24 protein-coding genes are annotated in these 26,119 nt (G+C 71.8%); 2 read left to right on the top strand and 22 right to left on the bottom strand.

The window, feature by feature from the left end; all coding sequences use genetic code 11:
* Positions 1-43: 43 nt before the first annotated feature.
* Positions 44-976, bottom strand: coding sequence for a methionyl-tRNA formyltransferase (fmt, locus tag ACIRQH_RS20710; RefSeq protein WP_404226771.1), 933 nt, complete (start codon positions 974-976; stop codon positions 44-46).
* Positions 977-1,326: 350 nt separating this feature from the next.
* On the opposite strand from fmt, the gene ACIRQH_RS20705 reads away from it, so the two are divergent.
* A complete protein-coding gene (locus tag ACIRQH_RS20705; RefSeq protein WP_081224030.1) occupies positions 1,327-1,866 on the top strand; it encodes a hypothetical protein in 540 nt (179 codons plus the stop codon).
* A 140-nt stretch (positions 1,867-2,006) separates the two neighbouring features.
* Here ACIRQH_RS20705 and ACIRQH_RS20700 read toward each other — a convergent pair whose 3' ends face one another.
* The 14 genes from ACIRQH_RS20700 to pyrR form a co-directional block, all read right to left on the bottom strand.
* Positions 2,007-4,199 (bottom strand): primosomal protein N', encoded by a 2,193-nt coding sequence (locus ACIRQH_RS20700; RefSeq protein WP_404226770.1) that lies wholly within the window; start codon positions 4,197-4,199, stop codon positions 2,007-2,009.
* A gap of 291 nt (positions 4,200-4,490) precedes the next feature.
* A complete protein-coding gene (gene metK / locus ACIRQH_RS20695; RefSeq protein ID WP_366701003.1) occupies positions 4,491-5,714 on the bottom strand; it encodes a methionine adenosyltransferase in 1,224 nt (407 codons plus the stop codon).
* 239 nt (positions 5,715-5,953) lie between these two features.
* Positions 5,954-7,156 (bottom strand): bifunctional phosphopantothenoylcysteine decarboxylase/phosphopantothenate--cysteine ligase CoaBC, encoded by a 1,203-nt coding sequence (gene coaBC / locus ACIRQH_RS20690; protein ID WP_388876395.1) that lies wholly within the window; start codon positions 7,154-7,156, stop codon positions 5,954-5,956.
* Positions 7,157-7,248: 92 nt separating this feature from the next.
* A complete protein-coding gene (gene rpoZ / locus ACIRQH_RS20685; protein ID WP_003982715.1) occupies positions 7,249-7,521 on the bottom strand; it encodes a DNA-directed RNA polymerase subunit omega in 273 nt (90 codons plus the stop codon).
* Positions 7,522-7,558: 37 nt separating this feature from the next.
* Positions 7,559-8,116 (bottom strand): guanylate kinase, encoded by a 558-nt coding sequence (gene gmk / locus ACIRQH_RS20680; RefSeq protein WP_164369986.1) that lies wholly within the window; start codon positions 8,114-8,116, stop codon positions 7,559-7,561.
* 37 nt (positions 8,117-8,153) lie between these two features.
* Positions 8,154-8,477, bottom strand: coding sequence for an integration host factor (locus ACIRQH_RS20675; RefSeq protein ID WP_081223334.1), 324 nt, complete (start codon positions 8,475-8,477; stop codon positions 8,154-8,156).
* A 274-nt stretch (positions 8,478-8,751) separates the two neighbouring features.
* Positions 8,752-9,594, bottom strand: coding sequence for an orotidine-5'-phosphate decarboxylase (gene pyrF / locus ACIRQH_RS20670; protein WP_358819974.1), 843 nt, complete (start codon positions 9,592-9,594; stop codon positions 8,752-8,754).
* Positions 9,591-10,697: a quinone-dependent dihydroorotate dehydrogenase gene (locus tag ACIRQH_RS20665; RefSeq protein WP_358819973.1), complete on the bottom strand. Its 1,107-nt coding sequence runs from the start codon at positions 10,695-10,697 to the stop codon at positions 9,591-9,593. The genes pyrF and ACIRQH_RS20665 overlap by 4 nt, the downstream gene beginning before the upstream one ends.
* Positions 10,698-10,792: 95 nt before the next feature.
* Positions 10,793-14,101: a carbamoyl-phosphate synthase large subunit gene (gene carB / locus ACIRQH_RS20660; protein WP_404226769.1), complete on the bottom strand. Its 3,309-nt coding sequence runs from the start codon at positions 14,099-14,101 to the stop codon at positions 10,793-10,795.
* Complete coding sequence (gene carA / locus ACIRQH_RS20655) at positions 14,094-15,266, bottom strand: glutamine-hydrolyzing carbamoyl-phosphate synthase small subunit (RefSeq protein WP_388876400.1); 1,173 nt, start codon at positions 15,264-15,266, stop codon at positions 14,094-14,096. The genes carB and carA overlap by 8 nt, the downstream gene beginning before the upstream one ends.
* On the bottom strand, positions 15,263-15,829 hold the full coding sequence (locus ACIRQH_RS20650; protein ID WP_358819970.1) for a hypothetical protein: 567 nt from the start codon (positions 15,827-15,829) through the stop codon (positions 15,263-15,265). The genes carA and ACIRQH_RS20650 overlap by 4 nt, the downstream gene beginning before the upstream one ends.
* Positions 15,826-17,112, bottom strand: coding sequence for a dihydroorotase (locus ACIRQH_RS20645; protein WP_358819969.1), 1,287 nt, complete (start codon positions 17,110-17,112; stop codon positions 15,826-15,828). Before ACIRQH_RS20645 ends, ACIRQH_RS20650 begins: the two co-directional genes overlap by 4 nt.
* A 5-nt stretch (positions 17,113-17,117) precedes the next feature.
* Positions 17,118-18,095, bottom strand: a complete 978-nt coding sequence (locus ACIRQH_RS20640; protein WP_358819968.1) for an aspartate carbamoyltransferase catalytic subunit — start codon at positions 18,093-18,095, stop codon at positions 17,118-17,120.
* Positions 18,096-18,177: 82 nt separating this feature from the next.
* Positions 18,178-18,768 carry a bifunctional pyr operon transcriptional regulator/uracil phosphoribosyltransferase PyrR gene (gene pyrR / locus ACIRQH_RS20635; RefSeq protein WP_358819967.1) on the bottom strand — a complete coding sequence of 197 codons (591 nt, stop codon included), beginning with the start codon at positions 18,766-18,768 and terminating at the stop codon, positions 18,178-18,180.
* Positions 18,769-19,023: 255 nt separating this feature from the next.
* Between pyrR and bldD the strand changes: the two genes are divergently transcribed.
* Positions 19,024-19,524 carry a transcriptional regulator BldD gene (bldD, locus tag ACIRQH_RS20630; protein ID WP_037621142.1) on the top strand — a complete coding sequence of 167 codons (501 nt, stop codon included), beginning with the start codon at positions 19,024-19,026 and terminating at the stop codon, positions 19,522-19,524.
* Between the two features lie 421 nt (positions 19,525-19,945).
* Here the strand turns inward: bldD and nusB are convergent, their stop codons facing one another.
* The 7 genes from nusB to aroC form a co-directional block, all read right to left on the bottom strand.
* Complete coding sequence (gene nusB / locus ACIRQH_RS20625) at positions 19,946-20,380, bottom strand: transcription antitermination factor NusB (RefSeq protein WP_358822703.1); 435 nt, start codon at positions 20,378-20,380, stop codon at positions 19,946-19,948.
* A 2-nt stretch (positions 20,381-20,382) separates the two neighbouring features.
* The gene (gene efp / locus ACIRQH_RS20620; protein WP_081223344.1) at positions 20,383-20,949 is read right to left on the bottom strand and encodes an elongation factor P; all 567 of its coding nucleotides are present in this window, start codon (positions 20,947-20,949) and stop codon (positions 20,383-20,385) included.
* Positions 20,950-21,009: 60 nt separating this feature from the next.
* Positions 21,010-22,119 (bottom strand): aminopeptidase P family protein, encoded by a 1,110-nt coding sequence (locus ACIRQH_RS20615; protein ID WP_358822704.1) that lies wholly within the window; start codon positions 22,117-22,119, stop codon positions 21,010-21,012.
* Positions 22,120-22,242: 123 nt separating this feature from the next.
* Positions 22,243-23,145, bottom strand: a complete 903-nt coding sequence (locus ACIRQH_RS20610; protein WP_388930419.1) for a Pro-rich N-terminal domain-containing protein — start codon at positions 23,143-23,145, stop codon at positions 22,243-22,245.
* Positions 23,146-23,331: 186 nt separating this feature from the next.
* The gene (gene aroB, locus ACIRQH_RS20605; RefSeq protein WP_358822706.1) at positions 23,332-24,423 is read right to left on the bottom strand and encodes a 3-dehydroquinate synthase; all 1,092 of its coding nucleotides are present in this window, start codon (positions 24,421-24,423) and stop codon (positions 23,332-23,334) included.
* Positions 24,420-24,902 carry a shikimate kinase gene (locus ACIRQH_RS20600; RefSeq protein WP_358822708.1) on the bottom strand — a complete coding sequence of 161 codons (483 nt, stop codon included), beginning with the start codon at positions 24,900-24,902 and terminating at the stop codon, positions 24,420-24,422. The genes aroB and ACIRQH_RS20600 overlap by 4 nt, the downstream gene beginning before the upstream one ends.
* A gap of 29 nt (positions 24,903-24,931) precedes the next feature.
* Positions 24,932-26,116 carry a chorismate synthase gene (aroC, locus tag ACIRQH_RS20595; RefSeq protein WP_358822707.1) on the bottom strand — a complete coding sequence of 395 codons (1,185 nt, stop codon included), beginning with the start codon at positions 26,114-26,116 and terminating at the stop codon, positions 24,932-24,934.
* Between the last annotated feature and the right edge of the window lie 3 nt (positions 26,117-26,119).

Genomic DNA, 26,119 nt, shown 5'->3' with positions numbered 1-26,119 from the left:
TTCAGCCTACGCCGCGCGGCGCAGACCGGCCGTGGGGCGGACGTCAGACCCCGAGGCGCTCACCGGAGGGGATCCGCACCCCGCGGGCCCAGTCGGCCGCGCGCATCGGCTTCTTGCCCTGGGCCTGCACCCAGAGCAGCTCGACGGCGTACGAGCCGGTGCCCACGTACACGTTGTTCTTGGCGACGGACAGCTCGCCCGGGGCGAGGTCCGTGCGGTCGGGCACGGTGGCGACCTGGATGAGCTTGAGCCGCTCGTCCCGGAAGACGGTCCAGGAGCCGGGGGCGGGGGTGCATCCACGCACCACGCGGTCGACCCGCAGCGCCGGGGCGGCCCAGTCGACGTGGGCGTTCTCGACGGAGATCTTCGGCGCGGTGCTGACACCGTCGGCGGACTGCGGCACGGCCTTGAGGGTGCCGTCCTCGATGCCGTCCATCGTGGCCGCCAGCAGTCCCGAACCGGCGAACGCGAGCCGCGTCAGCAGGTCGCCGCTGGTGTCGGTGGGCCGGATCTCCTCGGTGACCGTTCCGTAGACGGGGCCCGAGTCGAGGCCCTCCTCGATCAGGAAGGTGGAGGCGCCGGTGATCTCGTCGCCGGCCATGATCGCGTGCTGCACGGGGGCGGCACCGCGCCAGGCGGGCAGCAGGGAGAAGTGCAGGTTGACCCAGCCGTGCACGGGGACGTCGAGGGCGACGCGGGGCAGCAGCGCGCCGTAGGCGACGACGGGACAGCAGTCGGGCCCGATCTCCCGCAGCCGGGCCAGGAACTCCTCGTCACGGGGCTTCGCGGGCTTGAGCACCTCGATCCCGGCCTCCTCCGCCCGGACGGCGACCGGGCTCGCGACGAGCCGCCGCCCTCGGCCGGCCGGCGCATCAGGCCGGGTCACGACGGCGGCCACCTCGTGCCGCCCGGAGGCGATCAGGGCGTCCAGGGCGGGAACGGCGACCTCGGGGGTGCCTGCGAAGACGAGCTTCATGGGTGGCGGTTGGCCTCTCGGGCGGGAGCTCTTCCAGGCCCACGCGCGAGCCGTGAAGGGCGCAGCGCGGGGCAGCGCACCAGTCTATGCCGCCCGCGGCGCCGGGGCTCGGGGGTTCTCCCGCCCCCGTCCGGGGGGCCCGGGCGGGTGACGTGTCCGGGCGCCGGACCGGGGGGCGCGTCACCCCCATGACAGGGGGCGTACGTCCTGCGGCGCGCCCCGTGCATATGCCCTCACGCCCCCGCAGCGTGACCACTCACCCGTCCACGCGTTGGTCAAGAAAGAGTTGACCACAGCGGGCTGCACGAGCGGCCCGATCCTTTTTCAACGCCGGTTCGAGAGGCTTGTTCATGGCCGACCACGCAACCCACGACGCCCAGGCTCGGGCCAGCCTGCACTTGCTGGTGCGGGACATCGAGCGGGTCCGCCGGCAGGTGGACGCACTGCGCACGCTCACCGCCCAGTTGGGCAACGTCTACCGCCCGCGCCGCTCCGGCCCGTCCACGGGCTTCGTCGTCTACGGGCGTGCCCCCGCCCCGACCGTCCGTCTCGCGCAGGAGCTGCGGGACAGTGTCGAGACCCTGGTCACGGCTGCCGTGGACTTCGACCGCTCACTCGGATTCTCGTGGGACGCGGTGGGATCGGCTCTCGGGGTCACCAAGCAGGCGGTGCACCGTCGTTACGGCGCCCGCCGCGCCGCCGCCCAGGCAGCCGCCGAGGCGGAGCGCGCCACGGAGACGGCGAGCACCCGCACGGTCTCCGTCGGTGCCGGACTCCCCGCGGTGCCCACGGTCCCCGCAGCCCGCTCCATGCCCACCCAGCCCACGGCGGGCAGCCCCTTCCGCGACGAGGTCAGGCCCACGGCCTTCCCCGGTCCGCGCAACGGCTGACCCACTCCCCCACCAGAGACCGAGAACTGCCTCCCGGCCAGGGCCCCGGGAGGCAGTCGTGCGTCTGCCCCCGACCGGACACCGCCGCCCGTCCCACTCCCCTTCGGACGGAAAGGAAGGCACCCTTCCGCCGGTCGGGGTCAGCCGATGTCGAGGGGATCGATCCGGATCCGTACGGGCTCTGTTCCGCCGCGGGCCATACGTGCCGCCTGGGCGTGCTTCAGGGCCGCCGCCAGCGCGGCGCCGCTGCCGGGTGGCACCCGGACCAGTACGCGCTCCGTCGGCTCCCCGGTGGGTGGGCCGCCGGGCCGACGTCCGCGTACCGCCTCGGCGGCCGGCACCGGGACGGGTCCCAACACCTCGGCGTCGCCCGGCAGTTGGGCTCCGGCGAGGAACCCGGCGAGCGCCTCCGGGGTGCCGGACACGGCCGCCATCCGGGAGACCGGCGGGAAGCCCAGCTCGGCCCGCTCGGCGAGTTCACGCACCGCGTGGCCGACGGGATCCCACCGCACGAGCGCCTGCACGGGCCGCAGGGTCGGTTCGGCCACCACCACGACCGTGCCGCCCTCGCCCTGCGGACGGACCAGCGCCGCCGCGCCGATCCAGCGGCGCAGCGCGTCCTCCCCTGCCCGCAGGTCGGGCCGGCCGAGCATGGCCCAGCCGTCGAGCAGCAGGGCCGCCGCGTAGCCGCCCTCGGCGACCGGTTCGGCGCCCGGGGTGCTCACCACCAGGGCGGGGGTCCCGGACACCGTGTCCAGCACCTGCTCCCGGCCGGACGTGCGTACCGGCACGGCCGGGAACGCGCGTCCCAGTTCCTCGGCGGTCCGGCGCGCGCCGACGATCTGGGCCCGCAGCCGGAACCCGCCGCACTCCTCGCAGTGCCAGGCGGTCTCGTCGCGCCCGCACCACGCGCACCTCAGAGCCTGCGCGTCCTGCGCCTCCAGCGGGCCCGCGCAGTGCCGGCACCGCGCGGGGGCCCGGCACTGGGCGCACGCCATCCGCGGCACATACCCCCGCCTGGGCACCTGGACCAGCACGGGCCCCTGTCGCAGCCCCTCCCGCACGATCTGCCAGGCGATCGTGGGCAGTCGCGCGGCGCGGGCCGCCTCGTCGCGCGCGAGATCGCCGTCCCCGACGGTGCGCACCAGGGGCGCGGCGGCGCGCACCTGGTCCCGGTCGGCGGCCAGTGGCAGCGCCCAGCCGCTCTCGACCAGCTGCGCGGCCTCCACGGTGCACGTCCAACTGCCCAGCAGGAAGCCGCACTTGTCCCGCGACGCACGCAGTTCCAGCACTTCGCGGACATGCGGGAAGGGGGCGTTGTCGTCGCTGTGTCCCGCGTCACCGTCGTCCCACACGACGACGAGCCCGAGGTCCCGCACCGGCGCGAACATCGCCGCTCGGGTGCCGACGACCGCCCGCACCGCGCCGCGTCGAACGGCCAGCCACTCGCGGTAGCGCTTTTCCGGTCCGGCGTCGGCGGTCAGCACCGCGTGCTGCCCCGCCCCCAGGAGGGCCAGGAGCGCCGCGTCCACGCGGGCGGTGGGACGTCCGGCCGGCACGACGACGAGGGCGCCGCGCCCGGAGGCGAGCGTCGCCTGAACGGCCCGGGCGATCTCCTCGGCCCACTCCGGTCCGGGCAGCGCGGTCCACACGGCGCGCGGGGCACCGCCGGAGGCGAGCGAGGCGAGGAGGTCCGCGCCCCGCCCGTACCGCCGCCACGTCCCGGGGTCGGGCGCCGCGGGCGGCGGCGGAGGCGGCGGCGATTCGCGGGCCTCGGCCCGGGCATGCCGTGGCGGAACGGCCAGTTGCAGGACGTCGGCCAGCGATCCCGCGTACCGGTCGGCGACCGCACGGGCGAGTCCCAGCAGGTCGGGCCCGAGGACGGGCTCGGGCGAGACGACCTGGGCGAGGGCGGCGAGCGGCCCCGAGTAGTCCGACTCGGCGATCCGCTCGACGAGGTAGCCGTCGATCAGGCCGCCGCCCTCGCGCCGGCCGTCCCGGACATTGCGTCCGCCGGCACCGAAGCGCACCCGTACCCGCACGCCCGGCTGAGCGGCCTCGTCGAGGTCCTCGGGCACGGCGTAGTCGAAGTAGCGGTCGAGGTGCAGCACCCCTTTGTCGACGAGGACCCGCGCGACGGGAAGCTCCTTCGCCACCGCTGCCCCGCGCCAGGTCCGCGGCTTGGCCTTCGGCTCTTTCGGCGTCTTCGACCGGCGGACCGTCTCCCGGATCAGCGCAAGCTGCTCGGGCGGCCCGCCGTCCGCGCCGCCCGTGTCGTCCGCGTCGGCGCCGTCAGCCCCGTCACCCTCGGGTCGCCCGTTCCTGCTGCTCACAGCAGTATTCCTACCAGACCGCACCGACACCGCCGCGGGCCCGAGTTCAGGCCGGCCGCGGATCGCGAACGCCGGGAAGGCGGCAGCGGCTGGTTTCCTCCCGGATTCACCGCACGCCTCCGGGACGTACGCCACCGAAGTGGCCACGACCGGCGCACCGGGAGATCACCAGCGTCCCGAGCAGGGTTGTCCGGGCCGTCGGTTCCCGTGCCACCGCGGGGCGTCCGCACAGCCGGGAGGCCCGGCACCCTGGGGTGCCGGGCCTCCCGGATCGGCCGGAGAAGTCGGGGACTACAGGCCCGCGGCCTTGCGGAGAGCGTCCACCCGGTCCGTCCGCTCCCACGTGAAGTCGGGCAGCTCACGGCCGAAGTGACCGTAGGCGGCTGTCTGGGAGTAGATCGGGCGGAGCAGGTCGAGGTCACGGATGATGGCCGCCGGGCGGAGGTCGAAGACCTCGGAGATGGCGGTCTCGATCTTCTCGGCGTCGACCTTGGCGGTGCCGAAGGTCTCGACGAACAGACCGACCGGCTCGGCCTTGCCGATGGCGTACGCGACCTGCACCTCGCAGCGGGAGGCGAGACCGGCGGCGACGACGTTCTTCGCGACCCAGCGCATCGCGTACGCGGCGGAGCGGTCGACCTTGGACGGGTCCTTGCCGGAGAAGGCGCCGCCGCCGTGGCGGGCCATGCCGCCGTACGTGTCGATGATGATCTTGCGGCCGGTGAGGCCGGCGTCGCCCATCGGGCCGCCGATCTCGAAGCGGCCGGTCGGGTTCACCAGCAGGCGGTAGCCCTCGGTCTCCAGCTTGATGCCGTCGTCGAGGAGGGCCTTCAGCTCCGGCTCCACCACGAACTCGCGGATGTCCGGGGCGAGCAGGGACTCCAGGTCGATGTCCGACGCGTGCTGCGAGGAGACGACGACGGTGTCCAGACGGACCGCCTTGTCGCCGTCGTACTCGATGGTGACCTGGGTCTTGCCGTCGGGGCGCAGGTACGGGATGGTCCCGTTCTTGCGGACCTCGGACAGTCGGCGCGAGAGCTTGTGCGCGAGGTGGATCGGGAGCGGCATCAGGTTCGGGGTCTCGTCCGTCGCGTACCCGAACATCAGGCCCTGGTCGCCGGCACCCTGCCTGTCCAGCTCGTCGCCCTCGTCCCCCTGGGAGGCTCCCCCGACCCGCGACTCGTACGCCGTGTCGACACCCTGCGCGATGTCCGGGGACTGGGAACCGATCGACACCGACACGCCACAGGACGCCCCGTCGAAGCCCTTCTTCGACGAGTCGTAGCCGATCTCGAGGATCTTGTCGCGGACCAGCTGCGCGATCGGCGCGTAGGCCTTGGTCGTGACCTCTCCGGCCACGTGCACCAGGCCGGTGGTGATGAGCGTCTCCACGGCGACCCGGGACGTCGGGTCCTCTCGCAGAAGCGCGTCGAGAATGGTGTCGCTGATCTGGTCAGCGATCTTGTCGGGGTGACCCTCGGTCACGGACTCCGAGGTGAACAGGCGACGGGACACAACGCTCCCTGTGGTTGCAGCGGCTGCTGGCTGATCATGGGTGGACGGGCCGGGGGCTGCGCCCGGCGTCGTCCGAGAACAGTTTATCGGTCGCGCTCATCCGCAGGACCCCTGTCTCGCCTCTCGGGAAGCCTGTGACCTGCGGCACGGGCATTCTGCGCCATCGCCAGGGGGGTCCGCCAGGGTCGCCACGCCCGATTTCGTGGGCTTCGGGGCATCCGGAGGGGTGGATGAGACATTCACCCCAGTCGGCGTGTCACGAGGTCCCAGACCGTGTCGGCCAGCGCTTCCTTGGGTCCGTGGGCCACCGGCGTCTCGCTTCCGTCGGCCCCGAGCACCACGGCCTCGTTCTCCTCGGAGCCGAACGTCCGGCTCTCGCCGACCTCGTTCACCACCAGCAGATCGCAGCCCTTGCGTGCCAGCTTCGTCCGTCCGTTGGCGAGGACGTCATCCGTCTCCGCCGCGAAGCCGACGACCACCTGGCCGGGCCGCGCCCGTTCGGCGGAGATCTCCGCGAGGATGTCCGGATTGCGGACGAGGACGATCGGCTCCGGCTCCCGGCCGTCCTTCTTCTTGATCTTCCCGGCCGCGTAGGACTGGGGGCGGAAGTCCGCCACCGCGGCCGCCATCACCACGGCGTCGGCCTCCGGGGCCGCCTTCAGCACGGCTTCCCGCAGCTGCACGGCTGTCCCGACCTGGATCACGTCGACCCCGGCCGGGTCCGGCAGGCCGGTGTTCGCGGCGATCAGGGTGACGCGGGCGCCTCGCGCGGCGGCGGTGCGGGCCAGGGCGTACCCCTGCTTGCCGGAGGAGCGGTTGCCGAGGAACCGGACGGGGTCCAGCGGTTCGCGGGTGCCGCCGGCGCTGACGAGGACGTGCCGTCCGGCGAGATCCGGCTCGGTGACGCCCCGAGCGAGGACGCGGCGGCAGACCTCGAAGATCTCCCCCGGGTCGGGCAGCCGTCCCTTGCCGGTGTCGACGCCGGTCAGGCGGCCGACGGCGGGCTCGATGACCACGGCTCCGCGGCGCCGCAGGGTCGCCACGTTCTCGCGGGTGGCCGGGTGCTCCCACATCTCGGTGTGCATGGCGGGCGCGAACACGACCGGGCAGCGGGCGGTGAGCAGGGTGTTGGTGAGCAGGTCGTCGGCGAGGCCGTGGGCCGCCTTGGCCAGCATGTCCGCCGTCGCGGGGGCCACCACCACCAGGTCGGCGTGCTGTCCGATGCGTACGTGCGGGACCTCGTGGACGTCCGACCAGACCTCGGTCGAGACCGGGTGGCCCGAGAGGGCGGACCAGGTGGCGGCGCCGACGAAGTGCAGGGCGGACGCGGTGGGCACCACCCGTACGTCGTGGCCCGACTCGGACAGCCGTCGCAGCAGCTCACAGGCCTTGTACGCGGCGATGCCACCGCTGACCCCCAGGACGACCCTCGGCTTGTCCACCGTCTCTCCCCGCGCTAGGAAACGTACGACTCCATGACACACCACAGGCCCGGCGGTCGCGCCGCCGGGCCTGGGATGAGGATGGTGAACGACTACTGGGCGGGGCCCTCGACGGCCTCGGACGTCAGCAGTCCCGCGTTGATCTCGCGCAGGGCGATCGACAGCGGCTTCTCGTGAACGTGGGTGTCGACGAGCGGACCGACGTACTCGAGGAGGCCCTCGCCGAGCTGCGAGTAGTACGCGTTGATCTGGCGGGCACGCTTGGCCGCGTAGATCACCAGGCTGTACTTCGAGTCGGTGGCCTCGAGAAGCTCGTCGATCGGAGGGTTGATGATGCCCTCGGGAGCGGTGATGGAAGAGGACACGCTCTGCCTTCCGAATGGTGGAAAAAGACCTGAAAGATCAAACAACTTCCACCAAGGCTAGCAGCTCACGAGCCACGTCCTCGACGGAGGTGTTGACCAGGGTGACATCGAACTCCGGCTCGGCCGCCAGTTCGATCTTCGCGGCCGCGAGGCGCCGCTCGATCACCTCGGGGGATTCGGTGCCACGACCGGTGAGCCTGCGCACCAGCTCCTCCCAGGAGGGCGGGGCCAGGAACACGAGCAGCGCCTCCGGCATCGACTCGCGGACCTGGCGCGCACCCTGGAGATCGATCTCCAGGAGGACGGGCACACCCGACTCCAGGTGCTCCAGGACGGCGGCACGCGGGGTTCCGTAGCGGTTGCCCGCGAACTCGGCCCACTCCAGCAGTTCGCCGTTGGCGATCAGCTTGTCCATCTCCTCGTCGGAGACGAAGAAGTAGTGCACCCCGTGCTTCTCACCGGGGCGGGGCTTGCGGGTCGTCGCCGACACCGAGAGCCAGACCTCGGGGTGTTCCTTGCGCATATGAGCGACGACCGTGCTCTTGCCGACCCCTGAGGGGCCGGAGAGCACGGTCAGCCGCGGACGTTCACTCATGCAGCGATTATTCCAGCAATCCCGGGGTGCCCAGGACTCAGGCGCCGGAACCGCCGAACTCGCGCTCCAAAGAGGCGATCTGATTCGAGCCGAGACCGCGTACGCGACGGCTCTCGGAGATCCCGAGTCGCTCCATGATCTGCTTGGCGCGGACCTTGCCCACGCCCGGCAGGGACTCCAGAAGGGCCGAGACCTTCATCTTGCCGACGACGTCGTTCTCCTGGCCCTGCTTGATGACCTCGTGGAGAGAGGCACCGGAGTGCTTGAGTCGATTCTTGACCTCGGCCCGCTCCCGGCGAGCCGCGGCGGCCTTTTCGAGCGCGGCTGCGCGCTGTTCAGGGGTAAGGGGCGGAAGAGCCACGCCTACGTCACCTCGGATGTCGAACTGTCGGATAGGGACCGGTGAGGAACCTGTTCGCCCCACACCTGGGGAGGTACGAGCAACACGCTTGCCCGTTCTCTCGACGGAGACTAGCGGGCAAGTGCGCCAGAGTCAGCGAGAACAGCGGAAAAGTCCTGGTCAGCCTCCCTGGGGCCCGACATTTCCGACATAATGCCCCGGATTTGAGAATGTATTCAGACTCGGGGCGCCGGGAAGACCGTCGTCAGGGCTGTTCCGGAGTGACGCGAAGGGCTCAGGCGGCGGCCACAGCGGCCCTGATCTCCTCCGCGAAGCGGTCCGCGGAGGAGCGCAGCGCGACCACGTCGGGACCGAACCGGAGGACACCCCGGCTGACGTTCGGGACGACGTTGCGCACCGCGGGGCCGAAGACGCCCGCCAGATCGGCCGGGGTCGCACCCTGGGCGCCGATGCCGGGCGCGAGGAGCGGGCCGTTGATGTCGAGGTCGTAGGAGGACAGATCGCCCAGCGTGGCGCCGACGACCGCGCCGAAGGAGCCGAGCGGCGTCTCGCCCGCGTTCTCGACGGCCAGGTGCGCCAGCATCGTCGCCCCGACGTTCCGGCCGTCCTCGCGCAGGGCGTGCTGGACCTCGCCGCCCTCCGGGTTGGAGGTGAGCGCCAGGACGAAAAGCCCGGCCCCGCTCTCGCGCGCCAGCTCGACCGCGGGCAGCAGCGAGCCGTAGCCGAGGAAGGGCGACACGGTCAGCGCGTCCGAGAAGAGGGGCGCGTCCTTGCGCAGGAAGGTCTCGGCGTACGCGGCCATGGTCGAGCCGATGTCGCCGCGCTTGGCGTCCATCACGACCAGGGCCCCGGCGGCGCGGGCCTCCTCGACCGACTTCTCCAGGACGGCGATCCCCCGCGAGCCGAAGCGCTCGAAGAAGGCGCTCTGCGGCTTCAGGACGGCGACCCGGTCGGCGAGCGCCTCGACGACCGTGCGACTGAAGCGCTCCAGGCCCGCGATGTCGTCGGCCAGGCCCCAGTCGGCGAGCAGGGAGGCGTGCGGGTCGATGCCCACGCACAGCGGGCCCCGCTCGTCCATGGCGCGGCGCAGGCGGGCGCCGAAGGGTTCCAGGCTCATGCGGACTTCCTCACGTCGGCGCCGACCGCGTCGGCGAGGGTGGTGTACGGGCTCGTCCGCAGACGGGCGGCGAGCCCCTTGTGGATGGCGCGGCCCCAGAAGGGTCCTTCGTAGATGAAGGCGCTGTAGCCCTGGACCAGCGTGGCGCCGGCCAGGATGCGCTGCCAGGCGTCCTCGGCGTCCTCGATGCCGCCGACGCCCACCAGGGTGATGCGGTCGCCCACGCGCGCGTAGAGGCGTCGCAGCACCTCCAGCGAGCGGGCCTTGAGCGGGGCGCCCGACAGTCCGCCGGTCTCCCCGACCAGTGCGGGCTCGGAGAGCAGACCGAGGCTCTCGCGCTCGATGGTGGTGTTCGTCGCGATGATCCCGTCGAGGCCGAGTTCCACGGCGAGGTCGGCGACCGCGTCGACGTCCTCGTCGGCGAGGTCGGGAGCGATCTTGACGAGGAGCGGGACGCGCCGGCCGGTCACCGAGCGGTCTGCGGCCTCGCGGACCGCGCTCAGCAGCGGGCGGAGCGCCTCGGTGGCCTGGAGGTTGCGCAGACCGGGCGTGTTCGGGGAGGAGACGTTCACGACGAGGTAGTCGGCGTGCCGGGCGAGCCGCTCGGTCGACGTCACGTAGTCGCCGACGGCCTCCTCCTCGGGGACCACCTTGGTCTTGCCGATGTTGACGCCGACGACGGTCCTGAAGACGGGCGTGCGGGCCGCCAGGCGCTCGGAGACGGCCGCGGAGCCCTCGTTGTTGAAGCCCATGCGGTTGATCAGCGCGCGGTCCGGGACGAGGCGGAACAGCCGCTTCCTGGGGTTGCCGGGCTGCGGCTCCCCGGTGACCGTGCCGATCTCGATGTGGTCGAAGCCGAGCATGGCCATGCCGTCGATGGCCACGGCGTTCTTGTCGAACCCGGCGGCGAGTCCGAAGGGGCCGTGCATGCGCAGCCCGAACGCCTCGGTGCGCAGTTCCTTGTGGCGGGGGGCGAGCGCGGCGGCGACGAAGGTGCGCAGGACGGGGACGCGGGCGGCGAGCCGGATCCAGCGGAAGGCGAGGTGGTGGGCCTGCTCCGGGTCCATCCGCTTGAAGACGAGGTTGAAGAAGAACTTGTACATGATCGTGTCCTCGGAAGAGCCCGGTGAGGGCCTCAGGCGGGATAGGGGCCTCATGAAGAGGGGGACACCGTTTCCCGGTGTCCCCCTCTGGGCTGTTAGTCGCGCGCGGCGGTCAGATGCTCGGCGTGTTCCTGCAGTGAGCGCACGCCCACGTCTCCGTGGTTGAGCGCGTCGATGCCCTGGACGGCGGCGGCGAGCGCCTGCACCGTCGTCAGGCACGGGACGGCCCGGGCCACGGCCGCGGTCCGGATCTCGTAGCCGTCGAGGCGGCCGCCGGTGCCGTACGGCGTGTTGACGATGAGGTCGACCTCGCCGTCGTGGATGAGCTGGACGATGGTCTTCTCGCCGTTCGGGCCGGTGCCCTCGCTCTGCTTGCGCACGACGGTGGCATTGATGCCGTTGCGCTTGAGCACCTCGGCCGTGCCGGACGTGGCGAGCAACTCGAAGCCGTGGGCTACGAGTTCACGCGCCGGGAAGATCATCGAGCGCTTGTCGCGGTTGGCGACCGAGATGAACGCGCGGCCCTTGGTCGGCAGCGGACCGTAGGCGCCCGCCTGGGACTTGGCGTACGCCGTGCCGAACACCGAGTCGATGCCCATGACTTCACCGGTGGAGCGCATCTCCGGGCCGAGCACCGTGTCGACGCCGCGACCGTGGATGTCGCGGAAGCGCGACCACGGCATGACGGCCTCCTTGACGGAGATCGGCGCGTCGAGCGGCAGGGTGCCGCCGTCGCCGACGGCCGGGAGCAGTCCCTCGGCGCGCAGTTCGGCGACGGTCGCACCGAGCGAGATGCGGGCGGCGGCCTTCGCGAGCGGCACCGCGGTCGCCTTCGAGGTGAAGGGGACGGTGCGCGAGGCGCGCGGGTTGGCCTCGAGGACGTAGAGGATGTCGCCGGCCATCGCGAACTGGATGTTGATCAGGCCGCGGACGCCGACGCCCTTGGCGATGGCCTCCGTCGAGGCGCGCAGCCGCTTGATGTCGAACCCGCCGAGGGTGATCGGCGGGAGCGCGCACGCCGAGTCGCCGGAGTGGATGCCGGCCTCCTCGATGTGCTCCATGACGCCGCCGAGGTAGAGCTCCTCGCCGTCGTACAGCGCGTCGACGTCGATCTCGATCGCGTCGTCGAGGAACCGGTCGACGAGGACCGGCCGGGAGGGGCTGATCTCGGTCGACTCGGCGATGTACGAGGACAGTCGCGTCTCGTCGTACACGATCTCCATGCCGCGGCCGCCGAGGACGTACGACGGGCGGACGAGGACGGGGTAGCCGATCTCGTCGGCGATGGCCTTGGCCTGGGTGAAGGTGGTGGCGGTGCCGTGCTTGGGGGCCGGCAGGCCGGCCTCCGCGAGGACCCGGCCGAAGGCGCCGCGGTCCTCGGCGGCGTGGATGGCCTCGGGCGGGGTGCCCACGACCGGCACGCCGTTGTCCTTGAGGGCCTGCGCGAGGCCGAGCGGGGTCTGGCCGCCCAGCTGCACGATGACACCCGCGATGGGACCGGCCAGCGACTCCGCGTGGACGATCTCCAGCACGTCCTCCAGCGTCAAAGGCTCGAAGTACAGGCGGTCGGAGGTGTCGTAGTCCGTGGAGACGGTCTCGGGGTTGCAGTTGACCATCACCGTCTCGTAGCCCGCGTCGCTGAGCGCGAAGGAGGCGTGGACGCAGGAGTAGTCGAACTCGATGCCCTGGCCGATGCGGTTGGGACCGGAGCCCAGGATGATCACGGCGGGCTTCTCGCGCGGCGCGACCTCGCTCTCCTCGTCGTAGGAGGAGTAGAAGTACGGCGTCTTCGCGGCGAACTCGGCGGCGCAGGTGTCGACCGTCTTGAAGACCGGGCGTACCCCCAGCGCGTGCCGCACCTCGCGCACGACGTCCTCGCGCAGGCCGCGGATCTCGGCGATCTGCGTGTCGGAGAAGCCGTGCCGCTTGGCCTCGGCGAGCAGCTCGGGGTAGAGCTTGTCGGCACCGGCCAGGTCGTCCGCGAGCTCCTTGATCAGGAAGAGCTGGTCGACGAACCACGGGTCGATCTTCGTCGACTCGAAGACCTCCTCCTGTGTGGCGCCGGCGCGGATGGCCTGCATGACGGTGTTGATGCGGCCGTCGGTGGGCCGGACGGCCTCGCTGAGCAGCTCGGCCTTGTCGCCGGGCTCGCCGACGAAGGTGAACTGGCTGCCCTTCTTCTCCAGCGAGCGCAGCGCCTTCTGGAGCGCCTCGGTGAAGTTGCGGCCGATCGCCATGGCCTCGCCGACCGACTTCATGGTGGTCGTGAGGGTGGAGTCGGCGGACGGGAACTTCTCGAAGGCGAAGCGCGGGGCCTTCACGACGACGTAGTCGAGGGTCGGCTCGAAGGAGGCCGGGGTCTTCTCGGTGATGTCGTTCGGGATCTCGTCGAGCGTGTAGCCGACGGCCAGCTTGGCGGCGATCTTGGCGATCGGGAAGCCGGTGGCCTTGGAGGCGAGCGCCGAGGAGCGCGAGACGCGCGGGTTCATCTCGATGACGATGATGCGGCCGTCGTCGGGGTTGACCGCGAACTGGATGTTGCAGCCGCCGGTGTCGACGCCGACCTCGCGGATGATCGCGATGCCGATGTCGCGCAGTCGCTGGTACTCGCGGTCGGTGAGCGTCATCGCCGGGGCGACGGTGATCGAGTCACCGGTGTGGACGCCCATGGGGTCGAAGTTCTCGATGGAGCAGACGACCACGACGTTGTCGTTCTTGTCGCGCATCAGCTCCAGCTCGTACTCCTTCCAGCCGAGGATGGACTCCTCCAGGAGCACCTCGGTGGTCGGGGAGAGCGTGAGGCCCTGGCCGGCGATGCGGCGCAGCTCCTCCTCGTTGTGGGCGAAGCCGGAGCCGGCGCCGCCCATGGTGAAGGAGGGGCGGACGACGACGGGGTAGCCGCCGAGCGTGTCCACGCCCGCGATCACGTCGTCCATGGTGTGGCAGATCACGGACAGGGCGGACTCGCCGTGGCCGATCTTCTCGCGGACGGCCTCGACGACACCCTTGAAGAGGTCGCGGTCCTCGCCCTTGTTGATGGCCTCGATGTTGGCGCCGATCAGCTCGACGCCGTACTTCTCCAGCACACCCTGCTCGTGCATGGAGATCGCGGTGTTCAGGGCCGTCTGGCCGCCGAGGGTCGGCAGCAGGACGTCCGGGCGCTCCTTGGCGATGATCTTCTCGACGAACTCGGGGGTGATCGGCTCGACGTAGGTGGCGTCGGCGATCTCCGGGTCGGTCATGATCGTCGCCGGGTTGGAGTTGACGAGGATGACCCGCAGGCCCTCGGCCCCTAGGATGCGGCACGCCTGGGTGCCGGAGTAGTCGAACTCGGCGGCCTGGCCGATGACGATCGGGCCGGAGCCGATGACCAGGACGGACTGGATATCGGTGCGCTTAGGCACGCTGGCCCTCCATCAGGACTGTGTTCATCAAAGACGTGAAACGGTCGAACAGGTAGGCGGCGTCGTGCGGTCCTGCTGCCGCTTCGGGGTGGTACTGGACGCTGAAGGCCGGCTGGTCGAGCAGGTGGAGGCCCTCCACCACGTTGTCGTTGAGGCAGACGTGGGAGACCTCGGCGCGGCCGTAGGGGGTGTCGGAGACCTTGTCGAGCGGGGCGTCGACGGCGAAGCCGTGGTTGTGCGCGGTGACCTCGACCTTGCCGGTCGTACGGTCCTGCACCGGCTGGTTGATGCCGCGGTGCCCGTACTTCAGCTTGTAGGTGCCGAAGCCGAGGGCGCGGCCGAGGATCTGGTTGCCGAAGCAGATGCCGAAGAGCGGGGTCTTGCGGGCGAGCACTTCCCGCATGACCGCCACGGGACCGTCGGCGGTGGCCGGGTCGCCGGGGCCGTTGGAGAAGAAGACGCCGTCCGGGTTCACGGCGTAGATGTCCTCGGCGGTGGCCGTCGCGGGCAGGACGTGGACCTCGATGCCGCGCTCGGCCATCCGGTGCGGGGTCATGCCCTTGATGCCCAGGTCGACGGCGGCGACGGTGAACTTCTTCTCGCCGATCGCGGGGACGACGTACGTCTCCTTGGTGGCGACCTCCGCGGCGAGGTTCGCGCCCTTCATCTCGGGCGCCTGGCGGACCTCGGCGAGCATGGTGCCCTCGTCGGGCAGCGCGTTGCCGGAGAAGATGCCGACGCGCATGGCGCCGCGCTCGCGGAGGTGGCGGGTGAGGGCGCGGGTGTCGACACCGCTGATGCCGACGACGCCCTGCGTGCGCAGCTCCTCGTCGAGGGACCGGCGGGAGCGCCAGTTGGAGGGCACGCGCGCGGGGTCGCGGACGACGTACCCGGCGACCCAGATCCGCCGGGACTCGGGGTCCTCGTCGTTCACACCGGTGTTGCCGACGTGCGGGGCGGTCATCACGACGACCTGGCGGTGGTAGGACGGGTCGGTGAGGGTCTCCTGGTAACCGGTCATGCCGGTGGAGAACACCGCTTCGCCGAAGGTCTCCCCCACGGCCCCGTAGGCGCGGCCGCGGAAGACCCGGCCGTCCTCCAGGACGAGTACGGCGGGAAGCGCCTTCTCCCTCTGCGAGGCGTTCCCCTGGGTGGAGGTCGTCATCGTGCGCCTTCCGTTTCCGTCGTGTTGATCATGTTGTTCAGGGTCTCGACCCAGGCCGCGTGCTCGTCCGCGCGGTCCGAGCGGAAGCCGGAGTCGAGCAGCCGGTCGCCGTGCTGCCAGGTGACGACGAGCAGTCCGCCCTCGGTGAGGACCTTGCCCGCGATTCCCTTGTCGAGCCGGGCCTCGCGCAGCTGCGAGGCCGGGACGAAGAAGTCGCTCGCACCGGGGCGTACGACGTCCAGTCCCGCGTCCGTCAGCGTGAGCTCGGCCCGGCTGCGGGTGCCGAGGCCGTGCGCCACGATCCGGTCGAGCCACTGCCCGGCGGTGGTGGAGCCGTGGTAGCGGCCGCTCATGCCCAGTTTCACCGGGCCGGGGTCTTCCGGCGCGGTGGGCAGCTCGGGCAGGTCGCCCTGGAGGGTGCCGCGCCACTTCCAGCCCTCGCGCATCAGCCAGTAGACGAGCGCGATGAAGAGGACGATGCCGACGAGCCAGCCGATGCGGGCGGCCCAGTCGGTCACTTCCGCCGACTTCTGTTCGGCGGCCAGGGGGAGGAGAGGTGTCACGCGAGCTTCCCGTCGACGAGGGTGGCCTTGCCCCGCAGCCAGGTGTGGGTGACCCTGCCCGGCAGCTCGCGGCCCTGGTAGGGGGTGTTGCGGCTGCGCGAGGCGAAGCCCGCGGGGTCCACGTCCCCACGGTATGCGGTGTCGACCAGCGTGAGGTTGGCGGGCTCACCCTCCGAGACGGGGCGTCCGTGGCCGGTGGCCCCGCCGATCAGCGCGGGCTTGGTGGACATGCGGTCGGCGACGCCGGCCCAGTCGAGCAGGCCGGTCTCGACCATCGTCTGCTGGACGACGGACAGCGCGGTCTCCAGGCCGACCATGCCCATGGCCGCGGCGGCCCACTCGCAGTCCTTGTCCTCGTGCGGGTGCGGCGCGTGGTCGGTGGCGACGATGTCGATCGTGCCGTCGGCGAGCGCCTCGCGCAGCGCCATGACGTCCCGCTCGGTGCGCAGCGGCGGGTTGACCTTGTAGACCGGGTTGTAGGTGCGCACCAGCTCGTCGGTGAGCAGGAGGTGGTGCGGGGTGACCTCGGCGGTGACGTCGATGCCGCGGGACTTGGCCCAACGGATGATCTCGACGGACCCGGCGGTCGACAGGTGGCAGATGTGGACGCGGGAGCCGACGTGCTCGGCGAGCAGGACGTCCCGGGCGATGATCGACTCCTCGGCCACCGCGGGCCAGCCGCCGAGACCCAGCTCGGCGGAGACGATGCCCTCGTTCATCTGGGCGCCCTCGGTGAGGCGGGGCTCCTGGGCGTGCTGGGCGACGACGCCGCCGAAGGCCTTCACGTACTCCAGGGCGCGGCGCATGATCACCGCGTCGTCCACGCACTTGCCGTCGTCGGAGAAGACCGTGACGCCGGCGGCGGACTCGTGCATGGCGCCCAGCTCGGCGAGCTTCTTGCCCTCCAGGCCGACGGTGACGGCGCCGATCGGCTGCACGTCGCAGTAGCCGTGCTGCTGGCCGAGCCGGTAGACCTGCTCGACGACGCCCGCGGTGTCGGCGACGGGGAAGGTGTTGGCCATGGCGAACACCGCCGTGAAGCCGCCGCCGGCCGCCGCGCGCGTGCCGGTGAGCACGGTCTCGGAGTCCTCACGGCCGGGCTCGCGCAGGTGGGTGTGCAGGTCGACCAGGCCCGGCAGGAGCACCTTGCCGTCGGCCTCGACGACCTCGGCGCCCTCCGCCGACAGTCCGGTGCCGACCGCGGCGATCGTGTCGCCGTCGATGAGGACGTCCTGCGGCTCGCCGCCGAGCACCTTCGCCCCACGGATAAGGATCTTGCTCATGGTTCTTACTTCTCCTCGGTACGGGTGTGGGTGACGGCGGGCTCGTTGCCGCCCAGCAGCAGGTAGAGCACGGCCATGCGGATGGAGACGCCGTTGGCGACCTGCTCGACGACGGTGCAGCGGTCGGAGTCGGCGACCTCGGCGGTGATCTCCATGCCGCGGACCATCGGGCCGGGGTGCATCACGATGGCGTGCTCGGGCATCTTCGCCATGCGCTCGCCGTCGAGGCCGTAGCGCCGCGAGTACTCGCGCTCGGTCGGGAAGAACGCGGCGTTCATCCGCTCGCGCTGGACGCGGAGCATCATCACCGCGTCGGCCTTGGAGAGCGTGCTGTCGAGGTCGTAGGAGATCTCGCAGGGCCAGGACTCGACGCCGACCGGCACCAGCGTGGGCGGCGCTACGAGGGTGACCTCGGCGCCGAGGGTGTGCAGCAGGTCGACGTTCGAGCGGGCGACCCGGCTGTGCAGGATGTCGCCGACGATCGTGATGCGCCTGCCGGCCAGGTCCTGGCCGATCCCGGCGTCCCGGCCGACCAGCCGGCGGCGCATGGTGAAGGCGTCGAGCAGGGCCTGCGTGGGATGCTGGTGGGTGCCGTCGCCCGCGTTGATCACGGCGGCGTCGATCCACCCGGAGGTGGCGAGCCGGTACGGGGCCCCGGAGGCGCCGTGCCGGATGACGACGGCGTCGACCCCCATGGCCTCCAGGGTCTGGGCGGTGTCCTTGAGGGACTCGCCCTTGGAGACGCTCGATCCCTTGGCGGTGAAGTTGATGACGTCGGCGGAGAGGCGCTTCTCGGCGGCCTCGAAGGAGATCCGGGTCCGCGTCGAGTCCTCGAAGAAGAGGTTGACGACGGTACGGCCGCGCAGGGTCGGCAGTTTCTTGATCGGCCGGTCGGCGACCCGGGCCATCTCCTCGGCGGTGTCGAGGATCAGGACGGCGTCGTCGCGGGTGAGGTCGGCGGCCGAGATGAGATGACGCTGCATCTGTCAGGCTCCGTAGGGAAGTTCAGGGAGGATTCGGGCATGCGGGCGCGCGGGAGCGCACTCGGCGGGGTGGGCCGGAGTGCTACTGCTGCTCGTCCGGGGCGGTCCGCTTGGCACCGAGCAGCACGGTGTCGCGACCGTCCTCCTCGGCGAGCTGGACCTTGACCGTCTCCCGCAACGACGTGGGGAGGTTCTTGCCGACGTAGTCGGCGCGGATGGGCAGTTCGCGGTGGCCCCGGTCGACCAGGACCGCGAGCTGCACGGCGCGCGGGCGGCCGATGTCGTTCAGCGCGTCGAGCGCGGCGCGGATGGTGCGGCCGGAGAAGAGCACGTCGTCGACGAGGACGACGAGGCGGCCGTCGATGCCGTCACCGGGGATATCGGTGCGGGCCAGCGCACGCGGCGGATGCATGCGCAGGTCGTCGCGGTACATCGTGATGTCGAGGGAGCCGACAGGGATCTTGCGATCGGTGATCTCTTCGAGCTTGTCGGCCAGCCGACGGGCGAGGAAGACGCCCCGGGTCGGGATGCCGAGGAGCACGACGTCGTCGGCGCCCTTGGCGCGCTCGACGATCTCGTGGGCGATGCGGGTCAGCACCCGCGCGATGTCGGGAGCCTCCAGAACGGGCCGCGCATCGGCTTCGTACTGCTGCTTGTCCTGCTCTGAGTCCATAGGAAACGGACCTCCTTCTCCGCCTCACGGGACGGATCATTAAAGGACGTCGGAATTGCGCCATCCACGGTACCAGCCCGGCAACGCGCCTGATCACCACCCTTTGAGCCACCCCCCGGCGACTCCCGTGCGGGGACCGGGTCCGACCCCTTCCGCTTGACGGGGGAGAGTAACGCTGCGTAACCTCACAGTGAGTCACCAGAGTCACCAGCCGCGCGGCGGAGCCGCACGTTGATACAGCGTCCGGGGAGCTATATGTCCAGCGAATACGCCAAACAGCTCGGGGCCAAGCTCCGCGCCATCCGCACCCAGCAAGGCCTTTCCCTCCACGGCGTCGAGGAGAAGTCCCAGGGACGCTGGAAGGCGGTCGTGGTCGGTTCGTACGAGCGCGGCGACCGCGCCGTGACCGTCCAGCGCCTTGCCGAACTGGCCGATTTCTACGGGGTCCCGGTGCAGGAGCTGCTGCCCGGCACCACGCCCGGCGGTGCCGCCGAGCCGCCGCCGAAGCTGGTCCTCGACCTGGAGCGGCTGGCCCACGTGCCGGCCGAGAAGGCGGGCCCCCTCCAGCGCTACGCGGCGACGATCCAGTCGCAGCGCGGTGACTACAACGGCAAGGTGCTGTCGATCCGCCAGGACGACCTGCGCACCCTCGCCGTCATCTACGACCAATCCCCCTCGGTCCTGACGGAGCAGCTGATCAGCTGGGGCGTCCTGGACGCCGACGCGCGTCGCGCGGTCGCCCACGACGAGGGCTGATCCCGCACCACAGCTCAGCAGAAACGTGGCGCCCGGGGGGGGGGGGGGCGGCGCGGGGGGGGGCCCCCCCCCCCCCGCGGGGGGGGCCGCCCCCCCCGCCCCCCCCCCCCCCCCGGGGGGGGGGGCCCGCGGGGGGGGGGGGGGGGGGGGGGGGGGGGGGGGCCCCCCCCGGCGGGGGCGCCCCCCCCCCCCCCCCCCCCCTCCCGGGGGGGGGGGGGGGGGCCGCCCCGGGGGGGGCCCCCCCCCCCCCGGCGGCTTTCTGCGCGCGCAGCGGCCTCAGAAGCACCAGAGGCACCACGAGAGGGCGGGAGGGCGCCCTAGGCGCCTGGACCCCGGGAGGAACGCCGGAGGGCCCGCAGCGGTCGGCTGCGGGCCCTCCGGCGATGCGTACGACCTCTGCGGGTCGTACGCGTCCGTCGTTCTAGTCCTCGTCGCGGCGCAGCGACGGCTTCAGCTCCTTGAAACGGCCGAGCAGGCCGTTCACGAACGAGGGCGACTCGTCCGTGGAGAACTCCTTGGCCAGCTGCACCGACTCGTCGAGAACCACGGCGTCAGGGGTCTCGTCGACCCAGATCAGCTCGTAGGCGCCGAGACGCAGGATGTTGCGGTCGACGACCGGCATCCGGTCCAGCGTCCAGCCGACGGCGTACTGCGAGATGAGGTCGTCGATCCGGCGCACCTTGGTGGCGTACCCCTCGACCAGCTGCATCGTGTACTCGCTGACCGGCGGCTGCCGGGTGTCGGACCGGGAGTGCCGGATCCAGTCCGCGAGGACCGTCAGGACGTCCACGCCGCGCTGGTCGCCCTCGAAGAGGATCTGGAAGGCGCGCTTGCGGGCCGTGTTGCGGGCAGCCACGGTTAGCTGTTCACCCGGCCGAGGTAGTCGCTCGAGCGGGTGTCGACCTTGATCTTCTCACCGGTGGTGATGAAGAGCGGGACCTGGATCTGGTGGCCGGTCTCCAGGGTGGCGGGCTTGGTGCCACCGGTGGAGCGGTCGCCCTGGACGCCCGGCTCGGTCTCCTGGATGACCAGCTCGACGGCGGCGGGCAGCTCGACGAAGAGCACCTCGCCCTCGTGCTGGGCCACGGTGGCGGTGAAGCCCTCGATCAGGAAGTTGGCGGCGTCGCCGACGGACTTGCGGTCGACCATGAGCTGGTCGTACGTGTCCATGTCCATGAAGACGAAGTACTCGCCGTCCATGTACGAGAACTGCATGTCGCGCTTGTCGATCGTGGCCGTCTCGACCTTGACGCCGGCGTTGAACGTCTTGTCGACGACCTTGCCGGAGAGCACGTTCTTCAGCTTGGTGCGCACGAAGGCCGGGCCCTTGCCGGGCTTGACGTGCTGGAACTCGACGACGGACCAGAGCTGGCCTCCGTCGAGCTTGAGCACCAGGCCGTTCTTGAGGTCGTTCGTGGAAGCCACGGTTGCGGAATCTCCTGGACTGACGTGGACGACCCCGGCGCAGGCGCACAGCTCGGAGAGCTAGAGCGCGAGCAGCTCCTTGGTCGTGATGGTGAGTAGCTCGGGTCCGCCGTCCGCCTCAGGGCGTACGACGAGCGTGTCATCGATCCGGACACCGCCCCGTCCCGGGAGGTGGACCCCCGGTTCGACGGTGACCGGCACGCAAGCGTCCAGTTTACCCATGGCCGCGGGGGCAAGCTGCGGGTCCTCGTCGATTTCGAGCCCGACACCGTGCCCGGTGAGGGAGGAGACGCCTTCCGTGTGCCCCGCGGAGTCCAGCACCTGACGGGCCGCGCGGTCCACGTCGCGGTAGGCGGCGCCGGGCAGGAGCGCCTCCCGCCCGGCGCGCTGAGCGGCGAAGACGAGGTCGTACAGCTCGATCTGCCAGTCGGCGGGCGAGGTGCCGATCACGAACGTACGGCCGATCTCACAGCGGTAGCCCCGGTAGGTCGCGCCGAGACAGACGGAGAGGAAGTCGCCCTCCTCCACCCGCCGGTCGGTGGGCCGGTGACCCCGTCTGCCCGAGTTCGGGCCGGTACCTACCGAGGTCGCGAAGGCCGGGCCGTCCGCTCCGTGGTCGACGAGCCTGCGCTCCAGTTCCAGCGCGAGATGGCGTTCCGTCCGGCCGACGAGGATGGATTCGAGGAGTTCACCGAGCGCCTGGTCGGCGATCTCCGCGCCGACCCGCAGGGAGGAGATCTCCTCCTCGTCCTTGATGACGCGCAGCTGCTCGACGGCGCCGCCCAGGTCCGCGAGGCGCAGCCCGGGCGCCACCGAGCCGAGGGCGCGGTGCCGGGTCACGGTCAGGTGGTGCTCCTCGACGGCGAGGGATTCGGCGCCCTGTCCGGCGGCCATGCCCGCGGCGGCGACGGCGGGATCTCCGCCGGCCCGTGGCAGCACCCTCACGTCCACCGCCTCGTCCGGCCGTCCCTCGACGGCGTCACCGGTCGGCGGTCCGCCGCACAGCAGCAGGTCCTCGCCGCGGCCGAGCAGCAGCAGGACGGAGCCGTGCGGGGCCGCGCCGGCGAGATACCTCACGTTTGCGGGGCGAGTCACCAGCGCGGTGGCGCTGCCACTCGCCGCACAGCGCTCCCGGAGCCGCTCTCTGCGGGTCGCGTACACCTCTGACATGAAACCGAGCGTACGAGCGGCGGACGGATGACGCCGGTCCAGAGGGCCGGACGGGTCCCCCGGGGGGACCGGACGGGTCCGTGGCGGGCGGGCAGACCGGTGCCGTACGGCTTCAGCGGTGCGTCACCACTGGGGCGGGCTGGCGATCGACCGGGCGAGGACGTCGTCCAGGACGCGAGCCGTGGTGGCCACGTCGAGCTGGGAGTTGTCGATGATGGGCAGGCCCGAGCCGTACCAGCCGGCCATCCGGCCGTGGATGCGCGCGACCTCCTCGTCACTGAGGCGGCGGTTCCCCGAGCGCTCCGCGTTGCGCTCCAGGACGATCTCCAGGCCCGGCAGCAGGACGACCGGCAGCAGACCGGGGCCCACGTGCCGCTTCCAGCCGCCGAGGCCGACGACCGGGCGGTCCGGAAAGACCGCGTCGTCGAGGATGCAGGAGATGCCGTTGGCCAGGAAGTTCCGCGCGGCGAAGCCGCAGGTGCGGCGCGCCAGGCGGTACTGCGCCTCGGAGTGGTCGTTCCACCCTGTCTGCGGGTCGGCGAAGCCCGAGCGCACCCACTCGCGCACGTCGTCGAGGCTGATGTGGGCGGTGGGCACACGGCGATGGTCGGCCCAGTACTTGGCGACGCTGGTCTTCCCGGCGCCCGCGGGGCCGATCAGCAGGACCGCGAGCGTGGTGGCGGCCGGGTCGGGGGTGCCGGGGGCCGGCGGCGCGCTCGGCATTCCGACCGGGCCGCCCGGAGGCAGCTGCACATGCCCGGTGGTGTCCGGCGGCGGCACCGGGAGGTGCTGCGGGGGGTGCGCGGAGGGGTGCTGCGGAGGCTGTCCGGGCCCGTGGTGCGGGGCCATGGGGTGCTGCGGGGGCTGAGCCGGAGGAGCGCCCGGAGGGACCGGACCTCCGGCGAATCCCGGAGCGGGTGCCGGACCCGGCTGCCCCGGGTGCTGTCCGGCCGGTGACCAGCCGGCGGCCGGTCCGTGCCCCGGCTGATGGGGCGGCGGCAGCGGAGCCCCCACTGCGTGCTGCATCCGGTGCCACTCCGTCTCGTACAGGCAATGGTCGCTGGCGAACGGGACACCGGTCCCGCCGCTACCGAACGGTACCTTCCCCGGCCGTCGTTGTGTGAACGGCCGGGGAAGGCCCGAAGTGCCCAGGGGGCGGAACGGGTTGAGCAGGGGTCTTCCCGGTGAATACGTCCGCCGGGTCGTCGCGTACTACTCCGCGACCTCGCCGTACGCCGCGAGGAGGACGGCCGGGTCGGGGCCCTCCAGGACGGTGGGCTTGGCCAGTCCGTCGAGGACGATGAAGCGCAGCAGGTCGCCGCGGGACTTCTTGTCGACCTTCATGTTCTCCAGGAGCTTCGGCCACTGGTCGTAGCGGTAGCTCAGCGGGAGACCCACGGACTCCAGGACCGTGCGGTGGCGGTCGGCGGTCGCGTCGTCCAACCGGCCCGCGAGACGGCCGAGTTCGGCGGCGAAGTGCATGCCGACGGAGACCGCCGCGCCGTGCCGCCACTTGTAGCGCTCGTTCTTCTCGATGGCGTGCGCGAGCGTGTGGCCGTAGTTGAGGATCTCGCGCAGCCCCGACTCCTTGAGGTCGCCCGAGACGACCTCCGCCTTGACCTTGATGGAACGCTCGATCAGCTCCGCGGTGTGCGGTCCCGCGGGCGTCCGGGCCGCCTCGGGGTCGGACTCGATGAGTTCGAGGATCGCCGGGTCGGCGATGAAGCCGGCCTTGATGACCTCGGCGAGTCCGGAGACGAAGTCGTTGACCGGCAGCGAGTCGAGCGCGGCCAGGTCGCAGAGCACGCCGGCGGGCGGGTGGAAGGCCCCGACGAGGTTCTTGCCCTCGGCGGTGTTGATGCCGGTCTTGCCGCCGACGGCCGCGTCGACCATGCCGAGCACGGTGGTGGGGACGGCGATCCAGCGCACCCCGCGCAGCCAGCTGGCGGCGACGAAGCCGGCCAGGTCGGTGGTCGCGCCGCCGCCCACTCCGACGATGACGTCGGTGCGGGTGAAGCCGGACTGGCCGAGCGCCTTCCAGCAGTAGGCCGCGACCTCGACGGTCTTGGCCTCCTCGGCGTTCGGCACCTGGATGGCGACGGCCTCGAAGCCCTGCTCCGCCAGGTCGGCGCGTAGTGCCTCACCGGTGTCGGCGAGCGCCTCGGGGTGCACGACCGCGACACGCTTGGCCTTGACGCCGATCAACCCGGCCAGTTCACCGAGGAGTTGACGGCCGACCAGGACCTCGTAGGGATCGGTGCCCGCGGTGCCACCGACCTGGATGCGGGTCACTGCCTCGCTCATGCTTCCTTCAACTCCAGTGCGTCGAGGACCGCTCGGGCGACCTCATCGGGGGTGCGGCCGTCGGTCGCCACGACCGCGCGGGCGACTTCGGTGTACAGGGGGCGGCGGGCTTCCATCAGCTCGCGCCACTGACGGCGCGGGTTGACGGCGAGCAGCGGCCGGGCCGCGTTCAGTCCGGTGCGCTGGACCGCCTCCTCCACGTCCATGGAGAGGTAGACGACCTGGTGGCCGGCGAGCAGCGCGCGGGTGTCCTCGTCGAGGATGGAGCCGCCGCCGAGCGCGAGCACGCCCTCGTGTCCGGCGAGCGCCTCGTGCACGGCCCGCTTCTCGATCGCGCGGAAGGCGGCCTCGCCCTCGTCGACGAAGATGTCGGCGATGGTGCGGCCCTGCGCGGCGACGATGTCGTCGTCCGTGTCCCGGTAGACGCAGCCGAGCCGCTCGGCGACGAGCGCGCCCACCGTGGACTTGCCGACCCCCATGGGGCCGACGAGGACCAGACGTGGCGCGGTCACCGGATGGCCAGGTTCTCGAGGTAGCCGGTCACGTTGCGGCGGGTCTCGGTGACGCTGTCGCCGCCGAACTTCTCCGCGACGGCGTCGGCCAGGACGAGGGCGACCATGGCCTCGGCGACGATGCCGGCGGCCGGGACCGCACAGACGTCGGAGCGCTGGTGGTGGGCCTTGGCGGCCTCGCCGGTGGCGACGTCGATGGTGGCCAGCGCGCGCGGCACGGTGGCGATCGGCTTCATCGCGGCGCGGACGCGCAGCAGTTCGCCGGTGGTGAGGCCGCCCTCGGTGCCGCCGGAGCGGCCGGTGGAGCGCCGGATGCCGTCCGCGGTGTGGACGATCTCGTCGTGCGCCTGGGAACCGGGCACACGGGCCAGGTCGAAGCCGTCGCCGACCTCGACGCCCTTGATCGCCTGGATGCCCATGAGCGCGGCTGCGAGCCGGGCGTCGAGGCGCCGGTCCCAGTGCACGTGCGAGCCGAGGCCCACCGGCACGCCGTACGCGAGCACCTCGACGACGCCGCCGAGCGTGTCGCCGTCCTTGTGGGCCTGGTCGATCTCCGCGACCATCGCCTTCGACGTGTCGGCGTCGAGGCAGCGCACCGGGTCGGCGTCGAGCTTGTCGACGTCGGAGGGCTTGGGGAGGACGCCGTAGGGCGCCTTGGCCGCTGCCAGCTCGACGACGTGGGAGACGATCTCGATCCCGGCCGTCTCCTTGAGGTACGAGCGGGCGACCGCGCCGAGCGCCACGCGGGCCGCGGTCTCGCGGGCGGAGGCGCGCTCCAGGATCGGGCGGGCCTCGTCGAAGCCGTACTTCTGCATGCCGGCGAGGTCGGCGTGGCCGGGCCGGGGGCGGGTCAGCGGGGCGTTGCGGGCGAGGTCGGCGAGGATCTCCGGGGCGACCGGGTCGGCCGCCATGACCTGGTCCCACTTGGGCCACTCGGTGTTGCCGACCATGACGGCGATCGGGGAGCCGAGGGTGAGTCCGTGCCGGACGCCGCCGAGGAAGGTGACCTCGTCACGCTCGAACTTCATCCGGGCGCCGCGTCCATAGCCGAGGCGCCGCCGGGCCAGGTGGTCCGCCACCATGTCCGTGGTGATCGGCACGCCGGCGGGAAGTCCCTCCAGCGTGGCCACAAGTGCGGGACCGTGGGATTCCCCCGCGGTCAGCCAGCGCAACCTGCTCAACGG

Source organism: Streptomyces sp. NPDC102279 (assembly GCF_044766365.1).
Classification (GTDB): domain Bacteria; phylum Actinomycetota; class Actinomycetes; order Streptomycetales; family Streptomycetaceae; genus Streptomyces.
This window is presented reverse-complemented; position numbering and strand designations above follow the sequence as displayed.

Excerpts from the sequence above, each read along its gene's own strand:
- gmk (WP_164369986.1), bottom strand. The coding sequence starts at position 8,116 with ATGAGTGAACGTCCGCGGCTGACCGTGCTCTCCGGCCCCTCAGGGGTC.
- aroB (WP_358822706.1), bottom strand. The coding sequence starts at position 24,423 with ATGAGCGAGGCAGTGACCCGCATCCAGGTCGGTGGCACCGCGGGCACC.
- ACIRQH_RS20665 (WP_358819973.1), bottom strand. The coding sequence starts at position 10,697 with ATGTACAAGTTCTTCTTCAACCTCGTCTTCAAGCGGATGGACCCGGAG.
- fmt (WP_404226771.1), bottom strand. The coding sequence starts at position 976 with ATGAAGCTCGTCTTCGCAGGCACCCCCGAGGTCGCCGTTCCCGCCCTG.
- ACIRQH_RS20600 (WP_358822708.1), bottom strand. The coding sequence starts at position 24,902 with ATGGGGGTCGGCAAGTCCACGGTGGGCGCGCTCGTCGCCGAGCGGCTC.
- ACIRQH_RS20645 (WP_358819969.1), bottom strand. The coding sequence starts at position 17,112 with ATGAGCAAGATCCTTATCCGTGGGGCGAAGGTGCTCGGCGGCGAGCCG.
- bldD (WP_037621142.1), top strand. The coding sequence starts at position 19,024 with ATGTCCAGCGAATACGCCAAACAGCTCGGGGCCAAGCTCCGCGCCATC.
- ACIRQH_RS20615 (WP_358822704.1), bottom strand. The coding sequence starts at position 22,119 with ATGTCAGAGGTGTACGCGACCCGCAGAGAGCGGCTCCGGGAGCGCTGT.
- carA (WP_388876400.1), bottom strand. The coding sequence starts at position 15,266 with ATGACGACCTCCACCCAGGGGAACGCCTCGCAGAGGGAGAAGGCGCTT.
- ACIRQH_RS20640 (WP_358819968.1), bottom strand. The coding sequence starts at position 18,095 with ATGCAGCGTCATCTCATCTCGGCCGCCGACCTCACCCGCGACGACGCC.
- pyrF (WP_358819974.1), bottom strand. The coding sequence starts at position 9,594 with ATGAGCCTGGAACCCTTCGGCGCCCGCCTGCGCCGCGCCATGGACGAG.
- ACIRQH_RS20705 (WP_081224030.1), top strand. The coding sequence starts at position 1,327 with ATGGCCGACCACGCAACCCACGACGCCCAGGCTCGGGCCAGCCTGCAC.
- pyrR (WP_358819967.1), bottom strand. The coding sequence starts at position 18,768 with ATGGACTCAGAGCAGGACAAGCAGCAGTACGAAGCCGATGCGCGGCCC.
- ACIRQH_RS20610 (WP_388930419.1), bottom strand. The coding sequence starts at position 23,145 with ATGCAGCACGCAGTGGGGGCTCCGCTGCCGCCGCCCCATCAGCCGGGG.